This is a genomic window from Modestobacter sp. Leaf380, assembly GCF_001424485.1.
Taxonomy (GTDB): domain Bacteria; phylum Actinomycetota; class Actinomycetes; order Mycobacteriales; family Geodermatophilaceae; genus Klenkia.
On the sequence record NZ_LMQC01000012.1, the window covers coordinates 260,129 to 279,105 of the forward strand.

Annotated in this window: 15 protein-coding genes and 1 tRNA gene; 1 reads left to right on the top strand and 15 read right to left on the bottom strand. The window is 75.4% G+C overall.

Going from position 1 to position 18,977, the window contains the following annotated elements:
* Positions 1 to 32 precede the first annotated feature (32 nt).
* A complete protein-coding gene (gene eno / locus ASG41_RS09295; RefSeq protein ID WP_056293007.1) occupies positions 33 to 1,310 on the bottom strand; it encodes a phosphopyruvate hydratase in 1,278 nt (425 codons plus the stop codon).
* Between the two features lie 69 nt (positions 1,311 to 1,379).
* Between eno and ASG41_RS09300 the strand changes: the two genes are divergently transcribed.
* Positions 1,380 to 2,333, top strand: coding sequence for a hypothetical protein (locus ASG41_RS09300; protein ID WP_056293011.1), 954 nt, complete (start codon positions 1,380 to 1,382; stop codon positions 2,331 to 2,333).
* On the opposite strand, the gene ASG41_RS09305 is transcribed toward ASG41_RS09300, so the two are convergent.
* The 14 genes from ASG41_RS09305 to ASG41_RS09370 all read right to left on the bottom strand — a co-directional run bounded on the left by ASG41_RS09305 (position 2,330) and on the right by ASG41_RS09370 (position 18,931).
* Positions 2,330 to 3,277 (bottom strand): MazG family protein, encoded by a 948-nt coding sequence (locus tag ASG41_RS09305; protein ID WP_082556742.1) that lies wholly within the window; start codon positions 3,275 to 3,277, stop codon positions 2,330 to 2,332. The two genes, ASG41_RS09300 and ASG41_RS09305, sit on opposite strands and share 4 nt — an antisense overlap.
* Positions 3,278 to 3,281: 4 nt before the next feature.
* Positions 3,282 to 4,265 carry a peptidylprolyl isomerase gene (locus ASG41_RS09310; RefSeq protein WP_056293014.1) on the bottom strand — a complete coding sequence of 328 codons (984 nt, stop codon included), beginning with the start codon at positions 4,263 to 4,265 and terminating at the stop codon, positions 3,282 to 3,284.
* Positions 4,266 to 4,291: 26 nt separating this feature from the next.
* Positions 4,292 to 5,095 (bottom strand): hypothetical protein, encoded by an 804-nt coding sequence (locus ASG41_RS09315; RefSeq protein WP_056293016.1) that lies wholly within the window; start codon positions 5,093 to 5,095, stop codon positions 4,292 to 4,294.
* The gene (gene mfd, locus ASG41_RS09320) at positions 5,092 to 8,658 is read right to left on the bottom strand and encodes a transcription-repair coupling factor (protein WP_056294705.1); all 3,567 of its coding nucleotides are present in this window, start codon (positions 8,656 to 8,658) and stop codon (positions 5,092 to 5,094) included. The genes ASG41_RS09315 and mfd overlap by 4 nt, the downstream gene beginning before the upstream one ends.
* Before the next feature lie 97 nt (positions 8,659 to 8,755).
* A complete protein-coding gene (locus tag ASG41_RS09325; RefSeq protein ID WP_157519228.1) occupies positions 8,756 to 10,456 on the bottom strand; it encodes a sugar transferase in 1,701 nt (566 codons plus the stop codon).
* Positions 10,457 to 10,606: 150 nt separating this feature from the next.
* A complete protein-coding gene (gene pth / locus ASG41_RS09330) occupies positions 10,607 to 11,257 on the bottom strand; it encodes an aminoacyl-tRNA hydrolase (RefSeq protein ID WP_235564673.1) in 651 nt (216 codons plus the stop codon).
* Positions 11,258 to 11,265: 8 nt separating this feature from the next.
* The gene (locus tag ASG41_RS09335; protein WP_056293023.1) at positions 11,266 to 11,955 is read right to left on the bottom strand and encodes a 50S ribosomal protein L25/general stress protein Ctc; all 690 of its coding nucleotides are present in this window, start codon (positions 11,953 to 11,955) and stop codon (positions 11,266 to 11,268) included.
* Between the two features lie 145 nt (positions 11,956 to 12,100).
* Entirely contained in the window at positions 12,101 to 13,081 is a 981-nt protein-coding gene (locus tag ASG41_RS09340; RefSeq protein ID WP_056293027.1) for a ribose-phosphate diphosphokinase, read from the bottom strand.
* On the bottom strand, positions 13,078 to 14,574 hold the full coding sequence (glmU, locus tag ASG41_RS09345) for a bifunctional UDP-N-acetylglucosamine diphosphorylase/glucosamine-1-phosphate N-acetyltransferase GlmU (protein WP_082556743.1): 1,497 nt from the start codon (positions 14,572 to 14,574) through the stop codon (positions 13,078 to 13,080). Before glmU ends, ASG41_RS09340 begins: the two co-directional genes overlap by 4 nt.
* A 38-nt stretch (positions 14,575 to 14,612) precedes the next feature.
* A tRNA-Gln gene (locus ASG41_RS09350) sits at positions 14,613 to 14,685 on the bottom strand.
* 73 nt (positions 14,686 to 14,758) lie between these two features.
* The gene (locus ASG41_RS09355) at positions 14,759 to 15,712 is read right to left on the bottom strand and encodes a 4-(cytidine 5'-diphospho)-2-C-methyl-D-erythritol kinase (protein WP_235564674.1); all 954 of its coding nucleotides are present in this window, start codon (positions 15,710 to 15,712) and stop codon (positions 14,759 to 14,761) included.
* Positions 15,713 to 15,716: 4 nt separating this feature from the next.
* Positions 15,717 to 16,637 carry a 16S rRNA (adenine(1518)-N(6)/adenine(1519)-N(6))-dimethyltransferase RsmA gene (gene rsmA, locus ASG41_RS09360; protein ID WP_082556744.1) on the bottom strand — a complete coding sequence of 307 codons (921 nt, stop codon included), beginning with the start codon at positions 16,635 to 16,637 and terminating at the stop codon, positions 15,717 to 15,719.
* The gene (locus ASG41_RS25250; protein ID WP_056293029.1) at positions 16,600 to 17,745 is read right to left on the bottom strand and encodes a resuscitation-promoting factor; all 1,146 of its coding nucleotides are present in this window, start codon (positions 17,743 to 17,745) and stop codon (positions 16,600 to 16,602) included. The genes rsmA and ASG41_RS25250 overlap by 38 nt, the downstream gene beginning before the upstream one ends.
* 346 nt (positions 17,746 to 18,091) lie before the next feature.
* The gene (locus ASG41_RS09370; RefSeq protein ID WP_056293032.1) at positions 18,092 to 18,931 is read right to left on the bottom strand and encodes a hypothetical protein; all 840 of its coding nucleotides are present in this window, start codon (positions 18,929 to 18,931) and stop codon (positions 18,092 to 18,094) included.
* Positions 18,932 to 18,977: the final 46 nt, after the last annotated feature.

Sequence of the window (18,977 nt, forward strand, 5' to 3'; positions counted from 1 at the left end):
TGCGCTCTCCTGGTCTCTCGGTGTCGCTGCCGTCAGGCGGTGTGCCGCGGGAAGGCGGCGGCACCGGCGTAGCGGGCGGCGTCGTCGAGCTCCTCCTCGATGCGGAGCAGCTGGTTGTACTTGGCGACGCGCTCGGACCGGGCCGGGGCACCGGTCTTGATCTGCCCGCAGTCGGTGGCGACGGCGAGGTCGGCGATCGTGGTGTCCTCGGTCTCCCCGGAGCGGTGGCTCATCATCGAGCGGTAGCCCGAGCGGTGCGCCAGGTTGACCGCGTCCAGGGTCTCGGTGAGCGTGCCGATCTGGTTGACCTTGACCAGCAGCGCGTTGGCCGCGCCACGGGCGATGCCGTCGGCCAGCCGGACCGGGTTGGTGACGAACAGGTCGTCGCCGACGATCTGCACGCGGTCGCCGATGGCTGCGGTCAGGTCGATCCAGCCCTGCCAGTCCTCCTCGGACAGCGGGTCCTCGATGGAGACGATCGGGTAGGCGTCGAGCAGCCCGGCGTAGTACTCGGTGAGGTCACCGGCGCTGAGGGTCTTGCCCTCGAAGGCGTAGCCGTCCTCGGAGTGGAACTCGGTCGCCGCGACGTCCAGGGCGAAGCCGATGTCGGTGCCGGGGGTGTAGCCGGCCTTCTCCACGGCCTCGGTGATGAGGTCCAGGGCGTCCCGGTTGCTGGGCAGCGACGGGGCGAAGCCGCCCTCGTCACCCAGGCCGGTGGACAGCCCGCGGGCCTTCAGCACCGACTTCAGCGCGTGGTAGACCTCGGTGCCCATCGCGAGCGCCTCGACGAAGGTCGGGGCCCCGATCGGGGCGATCATGAACTCCTGGACGTCGACGTTGCTGTCGGCGTGCGCACCGCCGTTGAGGATGTTCATCATCGGGACGGGCAGGACGTGCGCGGAGGGTCCGCCGATGTAGCGGAAGAGCGGGAGCCCGGAGGACTCGGCCGCGGCCTTCGCCACGGCCAGGGAGACGCCGAGGATCGCGTTCGCGCCCAGGCGGGACTTGTCGGGGGTGCCGTCGAGGTCGATGAGCGCCTGGTCGACGAGGCGCTGCTCGCTGGCCTCGAAGCCCACGAGCTCGGGGCCGATGACGTCCAGGACGCCGTCGACGGCCTTGGTCACGCCCTTGCCGCCGTACCGCTCGCCGCCGTCACGCAACTCCACCGCCTCGAAGGCGCCGGTGGAGGCACCGCTGGGCACGGCGGCCCGGGTGATGGTGCCGTCGTCGAGGGCGACCTCGACCTCCACGGTCGGGTTTCCGCGCGAGTCGAGGATCTCCCGCGCGCCTACTGCATCGATGCTGGCCACGGGGGCAGCCTAGCGACCCCGGGCGGCGTCCCGGACCCCCGCGCCGCGGGTGCGGGAGCATGGGCCCCGATGACCAGCGCAGCGCCGTCCCGCCCGCACGCCCGCGCCGTCCGCCAGCTGCTGCTGGGACTGGTGCCGGTGCTCGTCGTCGGGCTCGTGCTGCTGGTCGTGCTGGCGGTCCGGCTGCCGGGCACCCAGGCCCCGCTGGCCGCGGCGGACGCCACCGCGTCGGCGACCGTGGTGCGCGACGGGCTGGACCCGGCGGGGCGCGGCGTGCGGGTGTCCTTCACCGACGCGGCCGGGGAGGAGCGGACCGGGGTGCTGGTGCTCCGCACCGCCGTCGACGTGGCCCCCGACGCCGCGGTCACCGTGCAGTACGACCCGGCCGCCGCCGACGGGTCCCGGGTCTACGCCGACGGCGACGCCGCGCACGGGGCGGTCGGCGACGTCGTCTTCGGCCTGGTGCTGGTCGCCCTGGTCGGGCTGGCCGTCTCGGTGCTGACCGGCCTGCGGCTGCTGTCCCGCCGCCGGCTGGCCGGCCGCCCGACGACGGCGGTCACCGTGACCCACCTGGTGGTCCGGCGCGGCCTGCTGGTGCGCAGCTGGTTGGAGCTGGTCACCCCGCACGGGGTGCGCTGGGTGCCCGTGCACTGGGCGCCCGAGGTCGACCGGGCCCGGCCCGACTCCCCCGCCCTCGTGCACGGGGACCCGGCCACGGACGCCCTGGTGCTCCCGGTCCTGGACGGCCAGCAGGTGTGGCCCTCGGGCCGGGTGCGGCGCAGCGCCCCCCGCGGCGACGTCCGGCAGGCCGGCGTCGACCCGGAGGCACCCGACGTCGGGCTGGCCCGTCAGGCCCGCAGCGACGGCGTGCCGGTCGTGCTGGCCCCGGTGCTGGGCCTGCTGTGGGCCTACGTCGACGGCAGCGGCGCCGCCGGCTTCGTCGTCGCCGGCGCCCTGGCCGCGGCGGTGCTGTTCTGGCTGCCGCAGTTCCTCGGGTCCGACCCGGCCGCGACCAGCCGCTAGCCCTGCGCGCGGGCGGCCGCGGCGGCGTCGAGCCGGCCGGCGTAACGGCGGACGGCGGTGCGCAGCGCGTCCTCGGCGTCCCAGCCGCGCTGCTGCGCGGCCACCACGGTGGCCAGCAACTGCTCCCCCAGCTCCTCGGGGGTGCCGGCGGACAGCTCCGCGGCCGGGGGCGTGGGCAGGTCGGCCCGGCGGGCCCGCCCGGCCAGCGCCGACCCCCAGGCGGCCGCGGACTGCGAGCTCGAGACCCCCTCGGTCGGCGAACGGCGCTTCTTCTCCACCGCCTTGATCTCGTCCCAGCCGCGTTCGACGGCTGCGACGTCCCGGGGGCCGGCGTCGCCGAAGACGTGCGGGTGCCGGCGGACCAGCTTGGCGACCAGCTCGTCGGCCACGTCGTCGACGTCGAAGCGGCGCTCGCCGGGCGCCTCGGCGGCCACCCGGGCGTGGAAGGCGACCTGCAGCAGCACGTCACCGAGCTCCTCCCGCATCGCCACCGGGTCCTCGTCGGTGATCGCGTCGTAGGCCTCGTGCGCCTCCTCCAGCAGGTAGCCGCGCAGCGAGGCGTGGGTCTGCTCGGCGTCCCAGGGGCAGCCGCCGGGCGAGCGCAGCCGGTCCATCACCGACACGACGTCCAGCAGGTGGGCACCGGCAGGCTCGGGGGCGCCGTCCAGCACCCCGTCCGGCGCACCGGCGCCGGCGGCCTCCTCCGCGGTCAGCAGCACGACGTCACCCGGCCCGCCCGCGTCGACCGCGGCGACGTCGCGGACCTCGGTGCCGGCCTCGCGCAGCGCCCGGGCGGTCGCGGCCGCACCGGGGAGGGCGAGCACGCCCGACGCGCCGGCGACGGCCCGCCAGCCGGCCGGGCCCAGCAGACCGGGGAGACGGGGGCTGACGGTGACCAGGGTCGGGGCGGGCGGGGTCGGGCCGGGCGGGGTCGGGGCAGGCACCCGCTCAGTCTCCGGCAGCCGCCGGTGCGGCCGCGTCGTCCCCCTCCAGGACCCGGACCACACCGTCGGTGGGGGCCACGACGGTGCCGTCCTGCAGCGCGCCGTACCGGGGGTTCACCGTGGTGTCCAGGCCCGACGCCACCGCGTCGACCAGCGGCTGCGCCGCGTCGGAGGCGTCCTGCCGGGCGGCGCCGGTGAGGTCCTCGGTGAGGTCCTCGATCGGCGGGAAGGCCACCTGGCCGACCAGCACACCGCCGGTCTCGGCGACCGGCAGGGAGAAGACGCCCTCGGGCAGCACGCCCGCCACGGCGTCGGCGAGCACGCCCGGCACCTGGTCCAGTGAGCGCAGCTGCGCCTCGGGCAGCGTGTAGGTCCCGGCGTACTGCGCGGCCAGCGTCCCGTAGGCCGCCGGGTCGGCGCGCAGCTGGGCGGCGACGGCGTCCGCGGTGGCCTGGTCGGGCACGGTCAGGTAGCCCAGCTCGAACTGGGCGCCGGAGGAGCGGGCCTGCTCGTAGGCGGCCTCGATGCCCGCGTCGGACAGGTCGGCCAGACCCTCGGCCTGGGCGACCTCCTCGCGGACCAGCAGCTGGCGGATGATCTCCCGCGCGTCGTCGGGCAGCAGGCCCTGCTGCTGCGCCAGCTGACCGAACAGCTCGTCCTCGGGCTCGCCGCCCAGCAACTCGGTGATCCGCTCCCGGACGTCGGCGCCGGTGACCTCGACGTCGTACCGCTCCTCGACGACGTCGTAGACGCGGGCGCCGATCATCAGGTCCAGCACCTGCCGGGTGTAGTCACCCGAGGGCAGCGACGCGGCGTACGTGGCGACGCCGTCGTCGGCCAGCCGCTCGTCGACGGCCGCGGTGAGGTCGTCCACCCGGACCCGGTCCTCGCCCACGTAGGCGGCGACGTCGGGTGAGGTGCGGCAGCCGGTGAGCCCGGACAGCGCCACCCCCAGTGCCAGCAGGGTGCCCAGGGTGCGCCGCGTCACACCGGGACCCTCCCACACCGCGGGGCTCAGGCGGGCGACCGGGAGCGCTCGCCGCGCAGCAGCGACAGCGCACCGACCAGGGCCAGCACCGCCCCGGCCACCGCCGCCGGCGCCCATCCGGCCCGGGTCCGCTCGTCCAGGAGCCAGTGCCCCGCCGCTGCCGGGAGCAGGGTGCTGACCACGTACATGACCGCCAGGACCGGCACCGCCGGTGCCGCGGCCAGGCCCCGGGTCAGGTGCAGCTGGCCCAGCACCATGCCCGCGGCGGTGAGCACGCCGAGCAGCCACAGCTCCCCCGGCAGGTCCCAGAACCGCCACCAGGCGTCGGGCAACCGGGACACCAGCGCCCGGACGCCGACCGCGCCCACCGAGAACCCGATGCCGGCGAGGGCCCCGGAGACCCACGTGCCGGCCGGGACGCCGACCGCGACCAGGGCCAGGACGACCGCGGCGGCCAGGCCGACCAGCAGCGCCGTGCCGCCGGACACCGCCGGCCCCGGCACGGTCGCCGCGACCAGCAGCCCGAGCCCGGCGACGGTGGCCACCAGCGCGGGGGCGTCGGTCCGGGTCGGCCGGCGCACCCCGGCCAGCTGCTGCAGCACCGCCGTCACCGCCAGGGCGGCGACGACGGCGCACTGGACCACGAGCAGCGGCAGGTCGGCCCGGGCCACCGCCGAGGTGCCGAACCCACCGGCCTGCAGTGCGGTGCCGGTCCACCAGGCCCGCGAGCGCAGCGTCGGCCCCGCCTCGCGCGCGCCGTCGCTCAGCCGGGCACCGGCCACGCCGTAGCAGGCGACCGCCGCAACGAGCGCGACCGCGGAGACGATCACCCCGCGGCAGCGACGACCGGCGGCTCGAGCACCGAGGTCATCAGGGCGTGCAGCTTCTCCAGCAGGGCGACGTCGCGCAGCGGCGTCCGGCGGTCCGGGCCCACCGGCACCTTCAGCGAGACGGTGTTCACCGTCGACTTGTAGGTGACGCCCTCGGCGAGGCGGCCCAGCTTCATCTGCTGGGACTCCCGCAGCTCGACCGGGGAGATGCGCACGTTGCGCCCGGCCATCGACACCTCGGTGACACCCAGCCGGCGCATCGCCGCGCGGAAGCGGGCCACCGCCAGCAGGTTCAGCACCGGGGCGGGCGCGGGGCCGTACCGGTCGGTGAGCTCGTCGAGCACGGCCTGGGCCTGGTCGTCGTCCTGCACGGAGGCGACCTTGCGGTAGGCCTCCATCCGCAGCCGCTCCCCGGGCACGTAGTCGTGCGGCAGGTGCGCGTCGACCGGCAGGTCGACCCGGACGTCGGCCGGCTCCACCGCCGGGGACTCCCCCGTCGCCTGGGCCCGGTAGTCGCTGACCGCCTCGCCGACCAGCCGCACGTACAGGTCGAAGCCCACCCCGGCGATGTGCCCGGACTGCTCCCCGCCCAGCAGGTTGCCCGACCCGCGGATCTCCAGGTCCTTCATCGCCACGGCCATGCCGGCACCGAGGTCGGTGTTGTTGGCGATCGTGGTGAGCCGGTCGACAGAGGTCTCGGTCAGCGGCCGGTTCGGGTCGTAGGTGAAGTAGGCGTAGGCCCGCTCCCGGCCACGGCCCACGCGCCCGCGGATCTGGTGCAGCTGGGAGAGCCCGAAGGTGTCGGCCCGGTCGACGATCAGGGTGTTGGCGTTGGGGATGTCCAGCCCGGACTCGACGATGGTCGTGGCGATCAGGACGTCGTACTCCTTCTCCCAGAAGCCGACCATGATCTTCTCGAGCTCGTGCTCCTTCATCTGCCCGTGGCCCACGGCCACCCGGGCCTCGGGCACCAGCCGGCGGATCGTCGCCGCGGCCTTGTCGATGGACTGCACCCGGTTGTGGATGACGAAGACCTGGCCGTCACGCAGCAGCTCGCGGCGGATCGCCGCGGCCATCTGCTTGTCCTCCCACGCGCCGACGTAGGTCAGCACCGGGTGCCGCTCCTCGGGCGGGGTGAGGATCGTCGACATCTCCCGGATGCCGGTCAGTGACATCTCCAGGGTGCGCGGGATCGGGGTCGCGGACATCGACAGCACGTCGACCGCCGTCCGCATCGTCTTCAGGTACTCCTTGTGCTCGACCCCGAAGCGCTGCTCCTCATCGACGATGACCAGCCCCAGGTCCTTGAACCGGGTGGTCGGCTGCAGCAGCCGGTGCGTGCCGACCAGGACGTCGACCTCGCCGTCGGCCAGCTTGCGCAGCGTCTCGTCGGACTCGGCCTTGGACTGGAACCGGGACAGCACCGCCACGGTGACCGGGAACTGGGCCATCCGCTCGGAGAAGGTCTTGAAGTGCTGATTGGCCAGCAGCGTCGTCGGCACCAGGACACCGACCTGCTTGCCGTCCTGCACCGCCTTGAACGCCGCCCGGATGGCGATCTCGGTCTTCCCGTAGCCGACGTCGCCGCAGATGATCCGGTCCATCGGGACCGGCTGGGACATGTCGGCCTTGACCTCGTCGATCGCGGCCAGCTGGTCGGGCGTCTCCTGGAAGGGGAAGGCGTCCTCGAGCTCGCGCTGCCAGACGGTGTCCGGGCCGAAGGCGTGGCCCTTGCTGGCCATGCGTGCGGAGTACAGCCGGATCAGCTCCGCGGCGATCTGCTTGACCGCCTTTCGCGCCTGGCCCTTGGTCTTGGCCCAGTCGCTGCCGCCGAGCTTGGACAGCGCCGGGGCCTCGCCGCCGACGTAGCGGGTCAGCTGGTCCAGGGCGTCGGTGGGCACGAAGAGCCGGTCCGGCGGCTGGTTCCGCTTGCCCGGGGCGTACTCGACGATCAGGTAGTCCCGCTGCCCGCCGTGCACGGTGCGGCTGACCATCTCCAGGTACCGGCCCACGCCGTGGTGCTCGTGGACGACGAGGTCCCCGGGCTGCAGCTGCACCAGGTCCACGGCGTTGCGGCGCCGGGCGGGCATCTTGGTGGCATCGCGCATCGAGGTGCCGCGCTGACCGGTGAGGTCGTGCTCGGTGAGCAGCGCCAGCCCGATGCCGGGGAAGGCGAACCCGGCCTCCAGGTTCCCCTGGGTGACGTGCGTGACGCCGGCCTCGGGGCCGGTGGCGACGTCGGGCACCAGCCGGACGCCGAGGTCGGCCTCGGAGAGCTGGTCGGCGGCCCGCTGGGCGGGGCCGGGTCCGGCGAAGGTGACGACGACCCGCCACTGCTCGGCAGCCCAGGACCGCAGCTGCCCGATCGCGGCGTCCTGGTCGCCGTGGAAGCGCTCGACGCCGGTGGCGTCCAGCGTCACGTGGGTGTCGTCGTCCTCGCTGGCCAGGGTGAACGTGCCGGTGGTCCACCAGGGCAGGCCGCGGCCACGGGCGTCGTCGGCGACGTCCTCCAGGTCGCGGAAGGAGGAGGCGCCCAGGTCGATGGGGGCCTGACCGGCCTCGGCGGCGGTCTGCCAGGACGCGGCGAGGAACTCCTCGGCGGTCCGGACCAGGTCCGCGGCGCGGCTGCGGACCCGCTCGGGGTCGCAGACCAGCACGTGCGTGCCGCGGGGCACCAGGTCGGTGAGCAGCTCCATCCGGCCGGCGCCGATGAGCGCCGGGGTGAGCGCCTCCATGCCCTCGACCGCGATGCCCTCGGCCAGCTGGCCGGCGACCTCGGCGAGCTCGGGGTGCTCGACCGCCAGCGCGCGGGCCCGCTCGCGGACCTCGGGGGTGAGCAGCAGCTCGCGGCACGGCGGGGCCCACAGCCGGTCGGGGCGCTCGTCGAGGGAGCGCTGGTCGGCAGCGGAGAAGTACCGCATCTCGTCGACCTCGTCGCCCCAGAACTCGACCCGCACCGGGTGCGGCTCGGTCGGCGGGAAGACGTCGAGCAGCCCACCGCGGACGGCGAACTCGCCCCGCTTCTCCACCAGCTCGACCCGGGTGTAGGCGGCGTCGGCCAGCCGCCGGCTGATCTCGCCCAGCTCGGCGGCGTCGCCGGGGGCGAGCTCGACGGGCACCAGGTCGCCCAGGCCGGGGGCCAGCGGCTGCAGGAGGCTGCGGACCGGGGCGACCAGGACGTCGATCCGGCCGGTGCTCGCCTCGGGGTGGGTCAGGTCGCGCAGCACGGCCAGCCGGCGGCCCACGGTGTCCGCCCGCGGGGACAGCCGCTCGTGCGGCAGCGTCTCCCAGGCCGGGAACACCTCGACCCGTCGGTCGGGCACGAAGCAGCGCAGCAGGGCGGCGGTCGCGTCGGCGTCCCGCTCACCGGCGGTGACGACCAGCACGGGGACGCCCGCACCGGGGGACGCCGCCGCCAGGGCCGCGGCCACCAGCGGCTGGACGGTCGGCGGGGCGGTGACCGCCAGGTCGGCGGCGCCGGCCCGCTCGACCACCCGGGCCAGGCCGGGGTCGGTGAGGACGACGTCGAGCACGCCGCGCAGGGTCACGAGGGGGTACTCCATCGGGTCCGGGCCGCACCGCTCACGCTTCCCGGGCGGACGCACGGGGGCGCGGGGGGCCGAGGACCAGGTTAGTCCTCCGCTGCCCCGCCCGCCCGGGTCAGTAGGCGCCCGACCCGGCCAGGACCGCGCGCAGCGTGCGGGCCAGGATGCCGAGGTCGCGGCCGAAGGACCAGTTGTCCACGTAGCGGACGTCCAGCTCGACGGTCTCCGCCCACGACAGGTCCGAGCGGCCGCTGACCTGCCACAACCCGGTCACGCCCGGCCGCACGAGCAGCCGACGCTGCATGTCCGGGCCGTAGGTCTCCACCTCCCGGGCCAGGGCCGGGCGGGGCCCCACGAGGGACATGTCCCCGCGCAGCACGTTGACCAGCTGGGGCAGCTCGTCCAGCGAGTAGCGGCGCAGGACGCGGCCGGCCCGGGTGACCCGGGGGTCGGTGCGCATCTTGAACAGCACCCCGTTGCCCTCGTCGACGGCGGCCAGGTCGGCGACCCGGTCGTCGGCGTCGACGTGCATGGAGCGGAACTTGAGGACGTCGAAGGGGCGGCCGTGCCGGCCGACGCGGCGCTGCCGGTACAGCACGGGGCCGCCGTCATCGCGGCGCACCCACACGGCCAGCCCGATGAGCACCGGGGAGGCCAGCAGCAGGACCAGCATCGCCACCAGCCGGTCGACGACGGTCTTGGCCAGCCGGCGCAGGCCGCGGTAGGAGGGCTCGATGATCTGCACCACCGGGAAGCTGATCGTCGGACGCACCTCCAGGCGGTCCACCGCCACCTCGACCAGCCCGGGGGCCAGCAGCACCTCGATGTTCGTGCCCTCCAGCCGCCAGGCCAGCTGGCGCAGGTAGTCCGCGGCGCCGTCGCTGGCCGAGGCGACCATGACGGCGTCCGCCCGGGCCTGGTCCAGGACGGCCGGCACGAAGCCCAGACCGCCCAGCACGGGGACGCCGATGCGGCTGAGCCCGCCGGCACCCGAGGGGTCCGGGACGCAGGCCCCGACGACCGACCAGCCGGCGCTGACGTCCTTGCGCAGCCGGGTCGCGATGTCCACCAGGGCGGCCTCACGGCCGACCAGGACCACCCGCTTGGTCATCAGCCCCCGGCGGCGCAGGGCGTGCATGCGGGCCCGCATCAGCCGCCGGACCAGCACGGTGAGCGGCGTGCCGAGGACCAGGGCCGTCGTCACCGGGGCCAGGACCGTGGGGACGACGAGTTCCAGCGTCACCGCCACGGCGGTGGCCGCGGCCAGCGACACGGCGGCCAGGACCACCCGGCGGTACTCCTCGGGACCACCGCCGAAGCGGCGTTCCCGGTAGGTGCCGGCGGCCCACAGCGCGGCGAGCCAGAGCACGGCGGCGACCGCGGTGGCCGCCGCCGCGGGGGCCGGCTCACCGGACCAGCGCAGGGCCGCGACCAGCGAGCCGGCGGCGACCAGGGCGTCCAGCAGCAGCACGAACCCGGTGTAGGTGGACAGCCACTCCGGCGGCCGCCGGCGGCGGGCCGAGAGCGGGTCGTACATAGGCAGGTCGACGAGCGGGCCGTGGGCGCCGTCGCCGGCCCGGCGGCGGGGCACGTCGGACCCGCCCAGCGCGGGGGAACCGGAGGACAGGGTGCGGGGCACGGTGCGCGGGGCGTGGATGGGCCGGACGCCGTCGGACCCGAGGGCGCCGTCGGCCAGCAACCCCTGGGCCGCGGCCTCCGCGGCGGCCTCGGCGGCGCGGGCGAGCTCGGCCGCGTGGGCGACCTCCGCTCCGCGCCGGAGCCGGTCCCCGGCCGGACGGGCGGGGCCCTCCGCCATGGACGCCTCGTGCTCGGCCGGTCGGCCCTCGTCGGACGGCAACGGTCCCCCTGCTGGTCCAGGTGCACGGCTGTGCACTCCCAGGACGTCGGCAGGACCGGTCCTCAGGACCACCCCGGATGCGGTAGACCACTCAGAAGGAGGAGGAGGTCAGCTGCGCGGGTGCACCACGTTCTGTGCGGCCTCGAGCCCCTTCTCCAGCAGCAGCTCGACGGCGTCGGCCGCCTCGCCGACGAGCAGTTCCAGCGTCTTGCGCTCGGTGGCCGAGAAGTCCTTGAGCACGAAGTCCGCCGGGTCCTGCCGACCCGGGGGGCGGCCGATGCCGACCCGCACCCGCAGGTAGTCCCGGGTGCCGGTGGACCGGGAGATCGAGCGCAGCCCGTTGTGCCCGCCCTCTCCCCCGCCGCGCTTGAGCCGGACGACGTCGAAGTCCAGGTCCAGCTCGTCGTGCACCACCACCAGCTCGGTGGCGGCGATCGAGTGGTAGCCGAGCAGGCCCTGGACCGGGCCGCCGGACTCGTTCATGTAGGTCGTGGGCTGGGCCAGCACGACGCGCCGGCCGGCCAGCCGGCAATCGCCGGACACCGAGCGGGCCCGCGGGCCCTTGCCCGGGGACAGCTTGGCCCCGGCGCGGGCGGCCAGCTCGGCCAGCACCATGGCGCCCACGTTGTGCCGGTTGCCGGCGTAGCCGGGGCCGGGGTTGCCCAGGCCGACGACCAGGAACGGGCCGGCGGGGGGCTGCGGGGACGCCGCGGGGGCGCCGGCAGTGCCGGCGCCCCCGCGGGTCGTGCTGTCGGTCAAGGGAGGAGTCAGCTGGACTTCTCGGCGGAGTCCATCGACTCGCCGCTGCCCTGGTCCTGCGGCTCCGGGACGACGTCGCCGTCGGCGTCGGACTCCTCGCGCTCGATGCCGGCCTCGGCCTCGGCGGCCTCCAGCTCGGCCTCGAGGGCCTCGGCGGTCGGGGCGGCCAGGAAGCCGATGACCTGGGCCTCGGGGTCGGTGAGCAGCGTCGCGCCCTCGGGCAGCGGCAGGTCGGCGGCGGCGAAGCCCTCGCCCGCGGCGCGGCCGGAGATGTCGACCTCGATGTTCTCGGGGATCGACGTGGCCGGGACCTCGATCGAGATGGTGTTCAGCTCGAAGTTGATGATCGTCTCGGGCGCGACGTCGCCGGTGGTGATGATCGGGATGTCGACGGTGACCTTCTCGCCGCGACGGACGATCAGCAGGTCCACGTGCTCGTGGACGCGGGTCAGCGGGTCCCGCTGGATGGACTTGGTCAGCGCCAGGTGCTCGGTGCCCTCGAGGGTCACGGTCAGCAGCACGTTGGTGCCGCCGTTGCGCAGCGCCGCGGCGAACTCGCGCGCGGGGAGGGACAGGTGCTGGACGGCCTGGCCGTGCCCGTACAGGACGGCGGGGACGCGGCCGGCACGACGGGTGCGGCGGGCGCTGCCCTTGCCGAACTCGGTGCGGGGCTCGGCGGCGAGGCGGAAGTCGGCCACGGTGGGTGTGCTCCTCAGTAGATCCGGGTCTGCGGCCGGCGGGGCGGCGCGGCACGCCCGGAAGGGGCACACGCACGTCGATCACGGAGTGCGGACACGGGTCCGCCTCCCTCGCCGGGCAACGCTGGCCAGACTACACCGGCCCTCAGCTGGCGCCGTCGAACAGGCTGGTGACGGAGCCGTCCTCGAAGACCTCGCGGATCGCCCGGGCCAGCAGCGGGGCGATGGACAGCACGGTCAGCTTGTCGAAGCGCCGATCGTCCGGGATCGGCAGCGTGTTGGTGATCAGCACCTCCGACGCCCGGCTGTTCTTCAGCCGGTCGACCGCCGGGCCCGACAGCACGCCGTGCGTGGCGGCGATGACGACGTCGGCAGCGCCCTCGGCGAAGAGCGTCTCGGCGGCCTTCACGATCGTGCCGCCGGTGTCGATCATGTCGTCGACCAGGATGCAGACCCGGCCGCGGACGTCACCGACGACGCGGTTGGCGACGACCTCGTTGGGGCGGGTCATGTCGCGGGTCTTGTGGATGAAGGCCAGCGGGGTGCCGCCGAGCTTGTCCGACCAGCGCTCGGAGACCCGGACGCGCCCGGAGTCGGGCGAGACGACGGTGAGGTCGCGGTCGCCCCACTTGCGCTTGACCTCCTCGATGAGCAGGTCCATCGCGAAGAGGTGGTCGACGGGGCCGTCGAAGAAGCCCTGCACCTGCGCGGTGTGCAGGTCCACCGACATCAGCCGGTCGGCGCCGGCGGTCTTGAACAGGTCGGCGACCAGGCGGGCGGAGATGGGCTCGCGGCCGCGGTGCTTCTTGTCCTGCCGGGCGTAGGGGAAGAACGGGGCGACGACGGTGATCCGCTTGGCCGAGGCGCGCTTGGCGGCGTCCACCATCAGCAGCGACTCCATCAGCCAGGTGTTGATCGGCGAGGTGTGGCTCTGCACGATGAAGGCGTCGGACCCGCGGACGGACTCCTCGAAGCGGACGTAGAGCTCGCCGTTGGCGAACTCGTAGCTCGAGGTCGGCGTCGGGGGTACGCCCAGGTAGCCGCCGATCTCCTCGGCCAGCTCGGGGTACGCCCGGCCGGAGAAGAGCATCAGGCTCTTGGTGGGCGTCTGGGTGATGGCGCTCATGCGGGGGGCCCCTGCCGCTCGTCGGTGCTGTCCGCGGCCGCGGTCCGGGCTGCGGCTGCCGCGGCTGCGGCAGCAGGCGTCCCGGGACGGCGGCGGCCGACCCAGCCTGTCACATTGCGCTGAGTGGCCCGGGCCACGCCCATGGCCCCCGGCGGGACGTCGGCGGTGATCACCGAACCCGCCGCGGTGTAGGCGCCGTCCCCCACCGTGACCGGGGCGACGAACATGTTGTCGGCACCGGTGCGCGCGTGGCTGCCGATCGTCGTGTGGTGCTTGGCGACGCCGTCGTAGTTGACGAAGACGGTGGCCGCACCGATGTTCGTGCCCTCGCCGATGGTCGCGTCCCCGACGTAGGACAGGTGCGGGATCTTCGACCCCTCGCCCAGGGAGGCGTTCTTGGTCTCGACGAACGTGCCCACCTTCGAGCCGCGGGCCAGCCGGGTGCCCGGCCGCAGGTAGGCGAAGGGGCCCACCGACACGTCCGGTCCGACGACGGCGAGCTCGGCGTGGGTGCGCACGACGCGGGCGCCCTCGCCCACCTCGCAGTCGGTCAGCGTGCTGTCGGGCCCGACGACCGCACCGGTCGCCACCGTGGTGGCACCCAGCAGCTGGGTGCCCGGCTGGAGGACGGCGTCGGCGGCGACCTCGACGGTGACGTCGACCCAGGTGGTGTCGGGGTCCACGACGGTGACCCCGCCGCGCATCAGGTCGTCGAGGACCCGGTCGTTGAGCGTGCGGCGGCGGGCGGCGAGCTCCCGCTGGTCGTTGCAGCCCAGGGTGTCGTCGGCGTCGGCGGCACGGTGGCCGCCGACCGGGGCGCCGTCGCCGACGAGCAGACCGAGCACGTCGGTCAGGTACTGCTCCCCCTGGTCGTTGGCGGCCCCGACCCGGGTCAGCGCCTCCCGCACGGCCTGCGCGTCCCCGACGTAGACCCCGGCGTTGACCTCGGTGATCGTCCGCTGCTCGGGGGTGGCGTCGCGCTCCTCGACGATGGCGGTGACCCGGCCGGCGTCGTCGCGCACGATCCGACCCAGACCGGTGGGGTCGGGCACCGATGCGGTCAGCACGGTGAGCACGTCACCGGCGTCCCGGTGCGCCTGCACCAGGTCCTGCACGGTGGAGACCCGAAGCAGCGGGGCGTCGCCGTTGACGATGAGCACCGGGCCGGCCAGCCCGGGGACGGCGTCCAGCGCCACGGCCGCCGCGTGGCCGGAGCCGTTCTGCTGCTCCTGCACGACGGGCAGCGCCAGCGGGGCGATCCGGGCCAGGTGCTCCTCGACCTGGTCCCGGCCCGAACCGACGACGACCACGGTCTGGCCGGCACCGAGCGGGGCGGCCGCGGCGAGCACGTGCCCGAGCATCGACCGCCCGCCGAGGGCGTGCAGCACCTTGGGACGGCGCGAGCGCATCCGGGTGCCCTGTCCGGCGGCCAGGACGACGACGGCGGCGACGACGCCGCCGGTCGGGGGGACGGACGGTTCCGGGGAGCTCACGCGGGGGTTCCTCCAACGACGGGGACGACGGTCACCAGCTGGGGGACTCGGACTCGAACCGAGACTGCACGGCTCCAAAGGCCGGCGGGCTGCCGATTACCCCATCCCCCACTGCCCCGGCCGGGCCGGGAGCAGGTCCGAGACTAGGGCGCGGGTGCGCCTGCGGCGAGCACGGGGACGACGCTCACCCGACCAGCCGGGCCCCGGGCACCGGCCCGTGCACCGCCCGGACGGCCCGGAAGACGCCGTCCCCGGACAGCGTCGCGGCCACCTGCGCCGCGGCGTCCTCGTCGGCGACGAGACCGGCGACCGTGGGCCCCGAGCCGCTCACCAGGCCGGCCAGAGCACCGGCGTCGGTGACCGCCCGCAGCCCCCGGCGCAGCTCGGGCCGCAGCCCCACGGCGGGAGCCTGCAGGTCGTTGGCCAGTTCGGCGGCCAGCGCGTCCGCCGGTCCGCTGCGCAGGGCCGTGAGGACCGCGTCCGGCGTCCCGGCCGCCGACTCGGCGGGCACCCGGCCCTCCTCACGCAACCGGTCCAGCTCGCGGTAGACCGTCGGGGTGGACAGGCCCTCCCCGGCGATGCCCAGGACCCAGTCGGTCCGCCGGCGGGCCAGCACCGGCGAGAGCAGCTCGCCGCGGCCGGTGCCCAGCGCCACCCCGCCGTGCAGGCTGAACGGGACGTCGCTGCCCAGCTCCGCGGCCAGCTCCGACAGGTCCCCGCGCGTCGCCCGGGTGCCCCAGAGCGCGTCCAGGGCGACCAGCGCGGCCGCGGCGTCGGCCGAGCCCCCGGCCAGCCCGGCGGCGGCCGGGATGGTCTTGTCCACGTGCATGGCGGCATCGGCCGGGACGCCGGCGTGGGCGGCCAGCAGCAGGGCCGCCCGCCACACCAGGTTCCGGGCGTCGGTGGGGACGGCGCCGTCGGCTGCACCCTCCCCAGCCACGGTCAGGGACAGGCCCTCCCCCGGGCGCACGGTGACGGTGTCCAGCAGCGAGACGGCCAGGTAGACCGTGGTCAGCTCGTGGAAGCCGTCGGCCCGCAGCGGGCCGACCGCCAGGTGCACGTTGACCTTGGCGGGGGCGTGCGCGGCGACCGACCCGTCCCCGGCGATGCGGCCCGGTCCGGCCGACGTCCTGGTCACCGGGTCAGCCCGCCGGGACGCGATCGGTGGCCGCGAGGCGGGCGAAGTCGGTGACCGAGAGCCGCTCGCCCCGCCAGGTCGGGTCGATGCCCGCGGCCCGCAGCCGGACCTCGGCGGCGGCCGGGCTGCCGGCCCAGCCGGCGAGGGCGGCCCGCAGCCCCTTGCGGCGGGTGGCGAAGGCGGCGTCCACGACGGCGAAGGTGGCCGCCCGGTCGCCGGCGGGCGGCTCGCGGCGGGTGAGCCGGACCAGGCCCGAGTCCACGTTGGGCACCGGCCAGAAGACCGGCCGGCCCACGGCGCCGGCCCGCGTGACCTCGGCGTACCAGGCGGCCTTGACGCTGGGGACGCCGTAGGCGTCGGTGCCGGGGGCGGCGGCGAGCCGGTCGGCGACCTCGAGCTGCACCAGCACCAGCGCGGTGCGGATCGTCGGGAACCGCTCCAGCAGCTGCAGCAGGACCGGGACCGAGATGTTGTACGGCAGGTTGGCGACCAGCGCGGTGGGCGCCGGGCCGGGCAGCTCGGTCACCTTCATGGCGTCCGCGGTGACGACGGTCAGCCGGTCGGCCAGCCCCGGGGTCCGCTCGGCGACCGTCGAGGGCAGCAGCTGTGCCAGCCGGGGGTCGACCTCCACGGCGGTGACGTGCGCGGCCGCCGGGAGCAGGCCCAGGGTCAGCGAGCCCAGCCCGGGGCCGATCTCGCAGACCACGTCGTCGGGCCGCAGCTGCGCGGTCCGCACGATCCGGCGGATGGTGTTGGCGTCGTGCAGGAAGTTCTGCCCGAGCTGCTTGGTCGGACGCAGGTCGAGCTGCTGGGCCAGGCTGCGGATCGCAGCCGGGCCCAGCAGCCCGTCCCCGACGTCGGGGGTGGTGCTCAGCGGTCCTGCTGCATCAGAGCCGGCGGCCGCAGGAGGGCCACGGGGAGGCACCGCGGGCGGCGTAGGTCCGCTCGCCGACGGCGATCTGCTGCTCGCGGGTGGCGAGGTCCGGCCGGGAGGCGAAGTCCTGACCGCCGTAGGCGTTCCACGTCGAGATGTTGTACTGCAGCCCGCCGTAGTAGCCGTTGCCGGTGTTGATCGACCAGTTGCCACCGGCCTCGCACTGCGCCAGGGCGTCCCAGTCCAGCCCGCTCCCGGACGCCGGGGCCGAGGCGCCGGTGTTGCCGCCCTCGGCGGGGGCCGCGGCGGCGGCCGGGGCCGGGGCCGCGGGCACCTGGGTGCCGATGCTGACCTGCTCGTCGACCGGGGCGCGGGTCACGGTGACGCTGGACTGCACCCGACTGGTCTCCACGCCGTCGGTCACCGTGACGGTGTAGACGACGGCCTGCTCGCCCTCGACGCCCTCGGTGGTGACCGTCTCGCGGCCGCGGGGGCTCTCCGGGTCCTCGGTCTGCACGGTCTGGTAGTCCACGACCTGGGTCTCGGTGACCTCGCTGACCTGCACGCGCCACACCTGCAGGACCATCCGGTCCAGCAGGGGCGCGGTCGGGTAGAGGCTCATCCGGTCGGTCCCGGCCAGGGTGAGGCCGCGCTCGGCGAGCAGGTCGCCGGCGGTGGCCGCGGTGGTGGTGACGGTCTGGCTGGCGCCGTCGGCGATCACGGTGACGTCCTTGGGGGTCGACACCGACAGCGCCATCCCGTCCAGGGGCAGGCGCTCGCTGCGCGAGGCCGACAGGACCAGGTCCTGGTCGCGGTAGCCCAGCTGCTCCAGCGCCTCGTCCACCGACAGCGCGGTGGTGGTGACCTCGCGGGTCACGCCGTCCACCGTCAGCTCCAGCGGGCGGGCCCGGGACAGCACGACGGTGTCGCCGTCGGCGACCTCGGCGTCACCCGAGGGCAGCACGACGTCGGCCGAGGCGACCTCGAGGCCCTCGTCGGCGAGCAGCTCACCGGCGGTCGAGGCGTAGGTGCTGACCTCGCGGGACTCGCCGTCGACGGTGAGCGTCACCGACTTCTGGGCCAGGACGTAGGCGAACGAGCCGCCCAGCAGGCCCACGAGCACGAGGGCGAAGAGACTGAGCTTCAGGGAACGGCGCACAACACATCCACGGGTCACGGGGTCCGGGCAGGGGAACGCGGGCGTGCCCCGGACCCGGCGCGCACGTGTCCCCGGAGGGACCTGCGACGCGGTGTCCGACGGCTGCGCCCGCGGGGAGCGGACGCCGTCCGGGTGTTCCCCACCCCGACTGGTCGGTCACGACACGATAACGAACCTGGCACGGAAGACAATGCTGCCGACTCAGGAAAGCAGGTCTCCGAGTCGACAAGCGGTCGCCACGCCGACACCACGCGTCACGTCCACGCTGGTCAGCGTGGGGCGAGTGGGGTCGGGGCCTGTGTCGAGCGCCACCCTGTGACGCCGGACCCCTCCGCGGGCGGTGCGGTCAGCCGGCGAGGGCGGGCGCGGTGTGGCGCACCGGCTTCAGCCAGGTCAGCAGGAACCCGGCCACGGCCAGGCCGGCGGTGATCGTGGAGAACCCCCCGGCCACCAGCGCCACCGGCAGCAGGTCGACCCCGTCGGTCACCCGGTCCCCCAGGTCCACCCCGGCCAGCAGCAGCAGCGCCCCCAGCGGGAGCAGCGCCACGACGCTCACGGCCGCCGTCACCAGGTGGGCGGTCCAGGTGCGCAGCGCCTCGTCGACCGGGACGTCGGCCCCCTCGGCCGCGAGCGGCCGGACCAGCACCCGCAGCAGGGCCACCTCGGCCAGCAGCCAGGCCGCCGCCGGCACGACGAGGGCCACCGTGGCGACCCCGCCGTCCAGGCTGTCGGCCCGCCACAGCAGCGCGGCCGCGGCGAGCTCGCCGACCACGGCACCGCGGGCGCTCCACAGCAGCCACGGGGAGACCTGGTCCCCCCGCCGGGGACGGCGGGCCGGGGAGGACAGCGCCCACCGCGGCCGGGGGCGGGTGGCCTCGGCCAGCAGCACGCCCAGCAGGAGCCCCACCACCAGCGCGGGCAGCCAGAGGAAGACCGAGGCCTCGGCGAAGAGCACGACGCTGGCCACCACCGCGACCAGGCCGAGCCCGAAGCCGAGCTGGCGGACCCGGCGGCCGTGCCGGGCCTGCCGGGCGAGCACCGCGGCACCCTCCTCGGAGGGCGGCACCAGCTCCACCCCGCCGCCGGCGACGACCCGACGGTCGGTCGCCCGGGCCCAGCCGCGGGCCAACAGCCCGGCGGGCACCATCACGGCGATGAACAGCACGACGGCGATGAGGCGACCCACGGGGTCAGTGTCCCCCTGTTGAGGGCACCGGTGCCACGTGCGCCCT

Coding starts and splice junctions, on each gene's coding strand:
- mfd (WP_056294705.1), bottom strand. CDS start 8,658: ATGGAGTACCCCCTCGTGACCCTGCGCGGCGTGCTCGACGTCGTCCTC.
- ASG41_RS09325 (WP_157519228.1), bottom strand. CDS start 10,456: ATGGCGGAGGGCCCCGCCCGTCCGGCCGGGGACCGGCTCCGGCGCGGA.
- ASG41_RS09300 (WP_056293011.1), top strand. CDS start 1,380: ATGACCAGCGCAGCGCCGTCCCGCCCGCACGCCCGCGCCGTCCGCCAG.
- ASG41_RS09340 (WP_056293027.1), bottom strand. CDS start 13,081: ATGAGCGCCATCACCCAGACGCCCACCAAGAGCCTGATGCTCTTCTCC.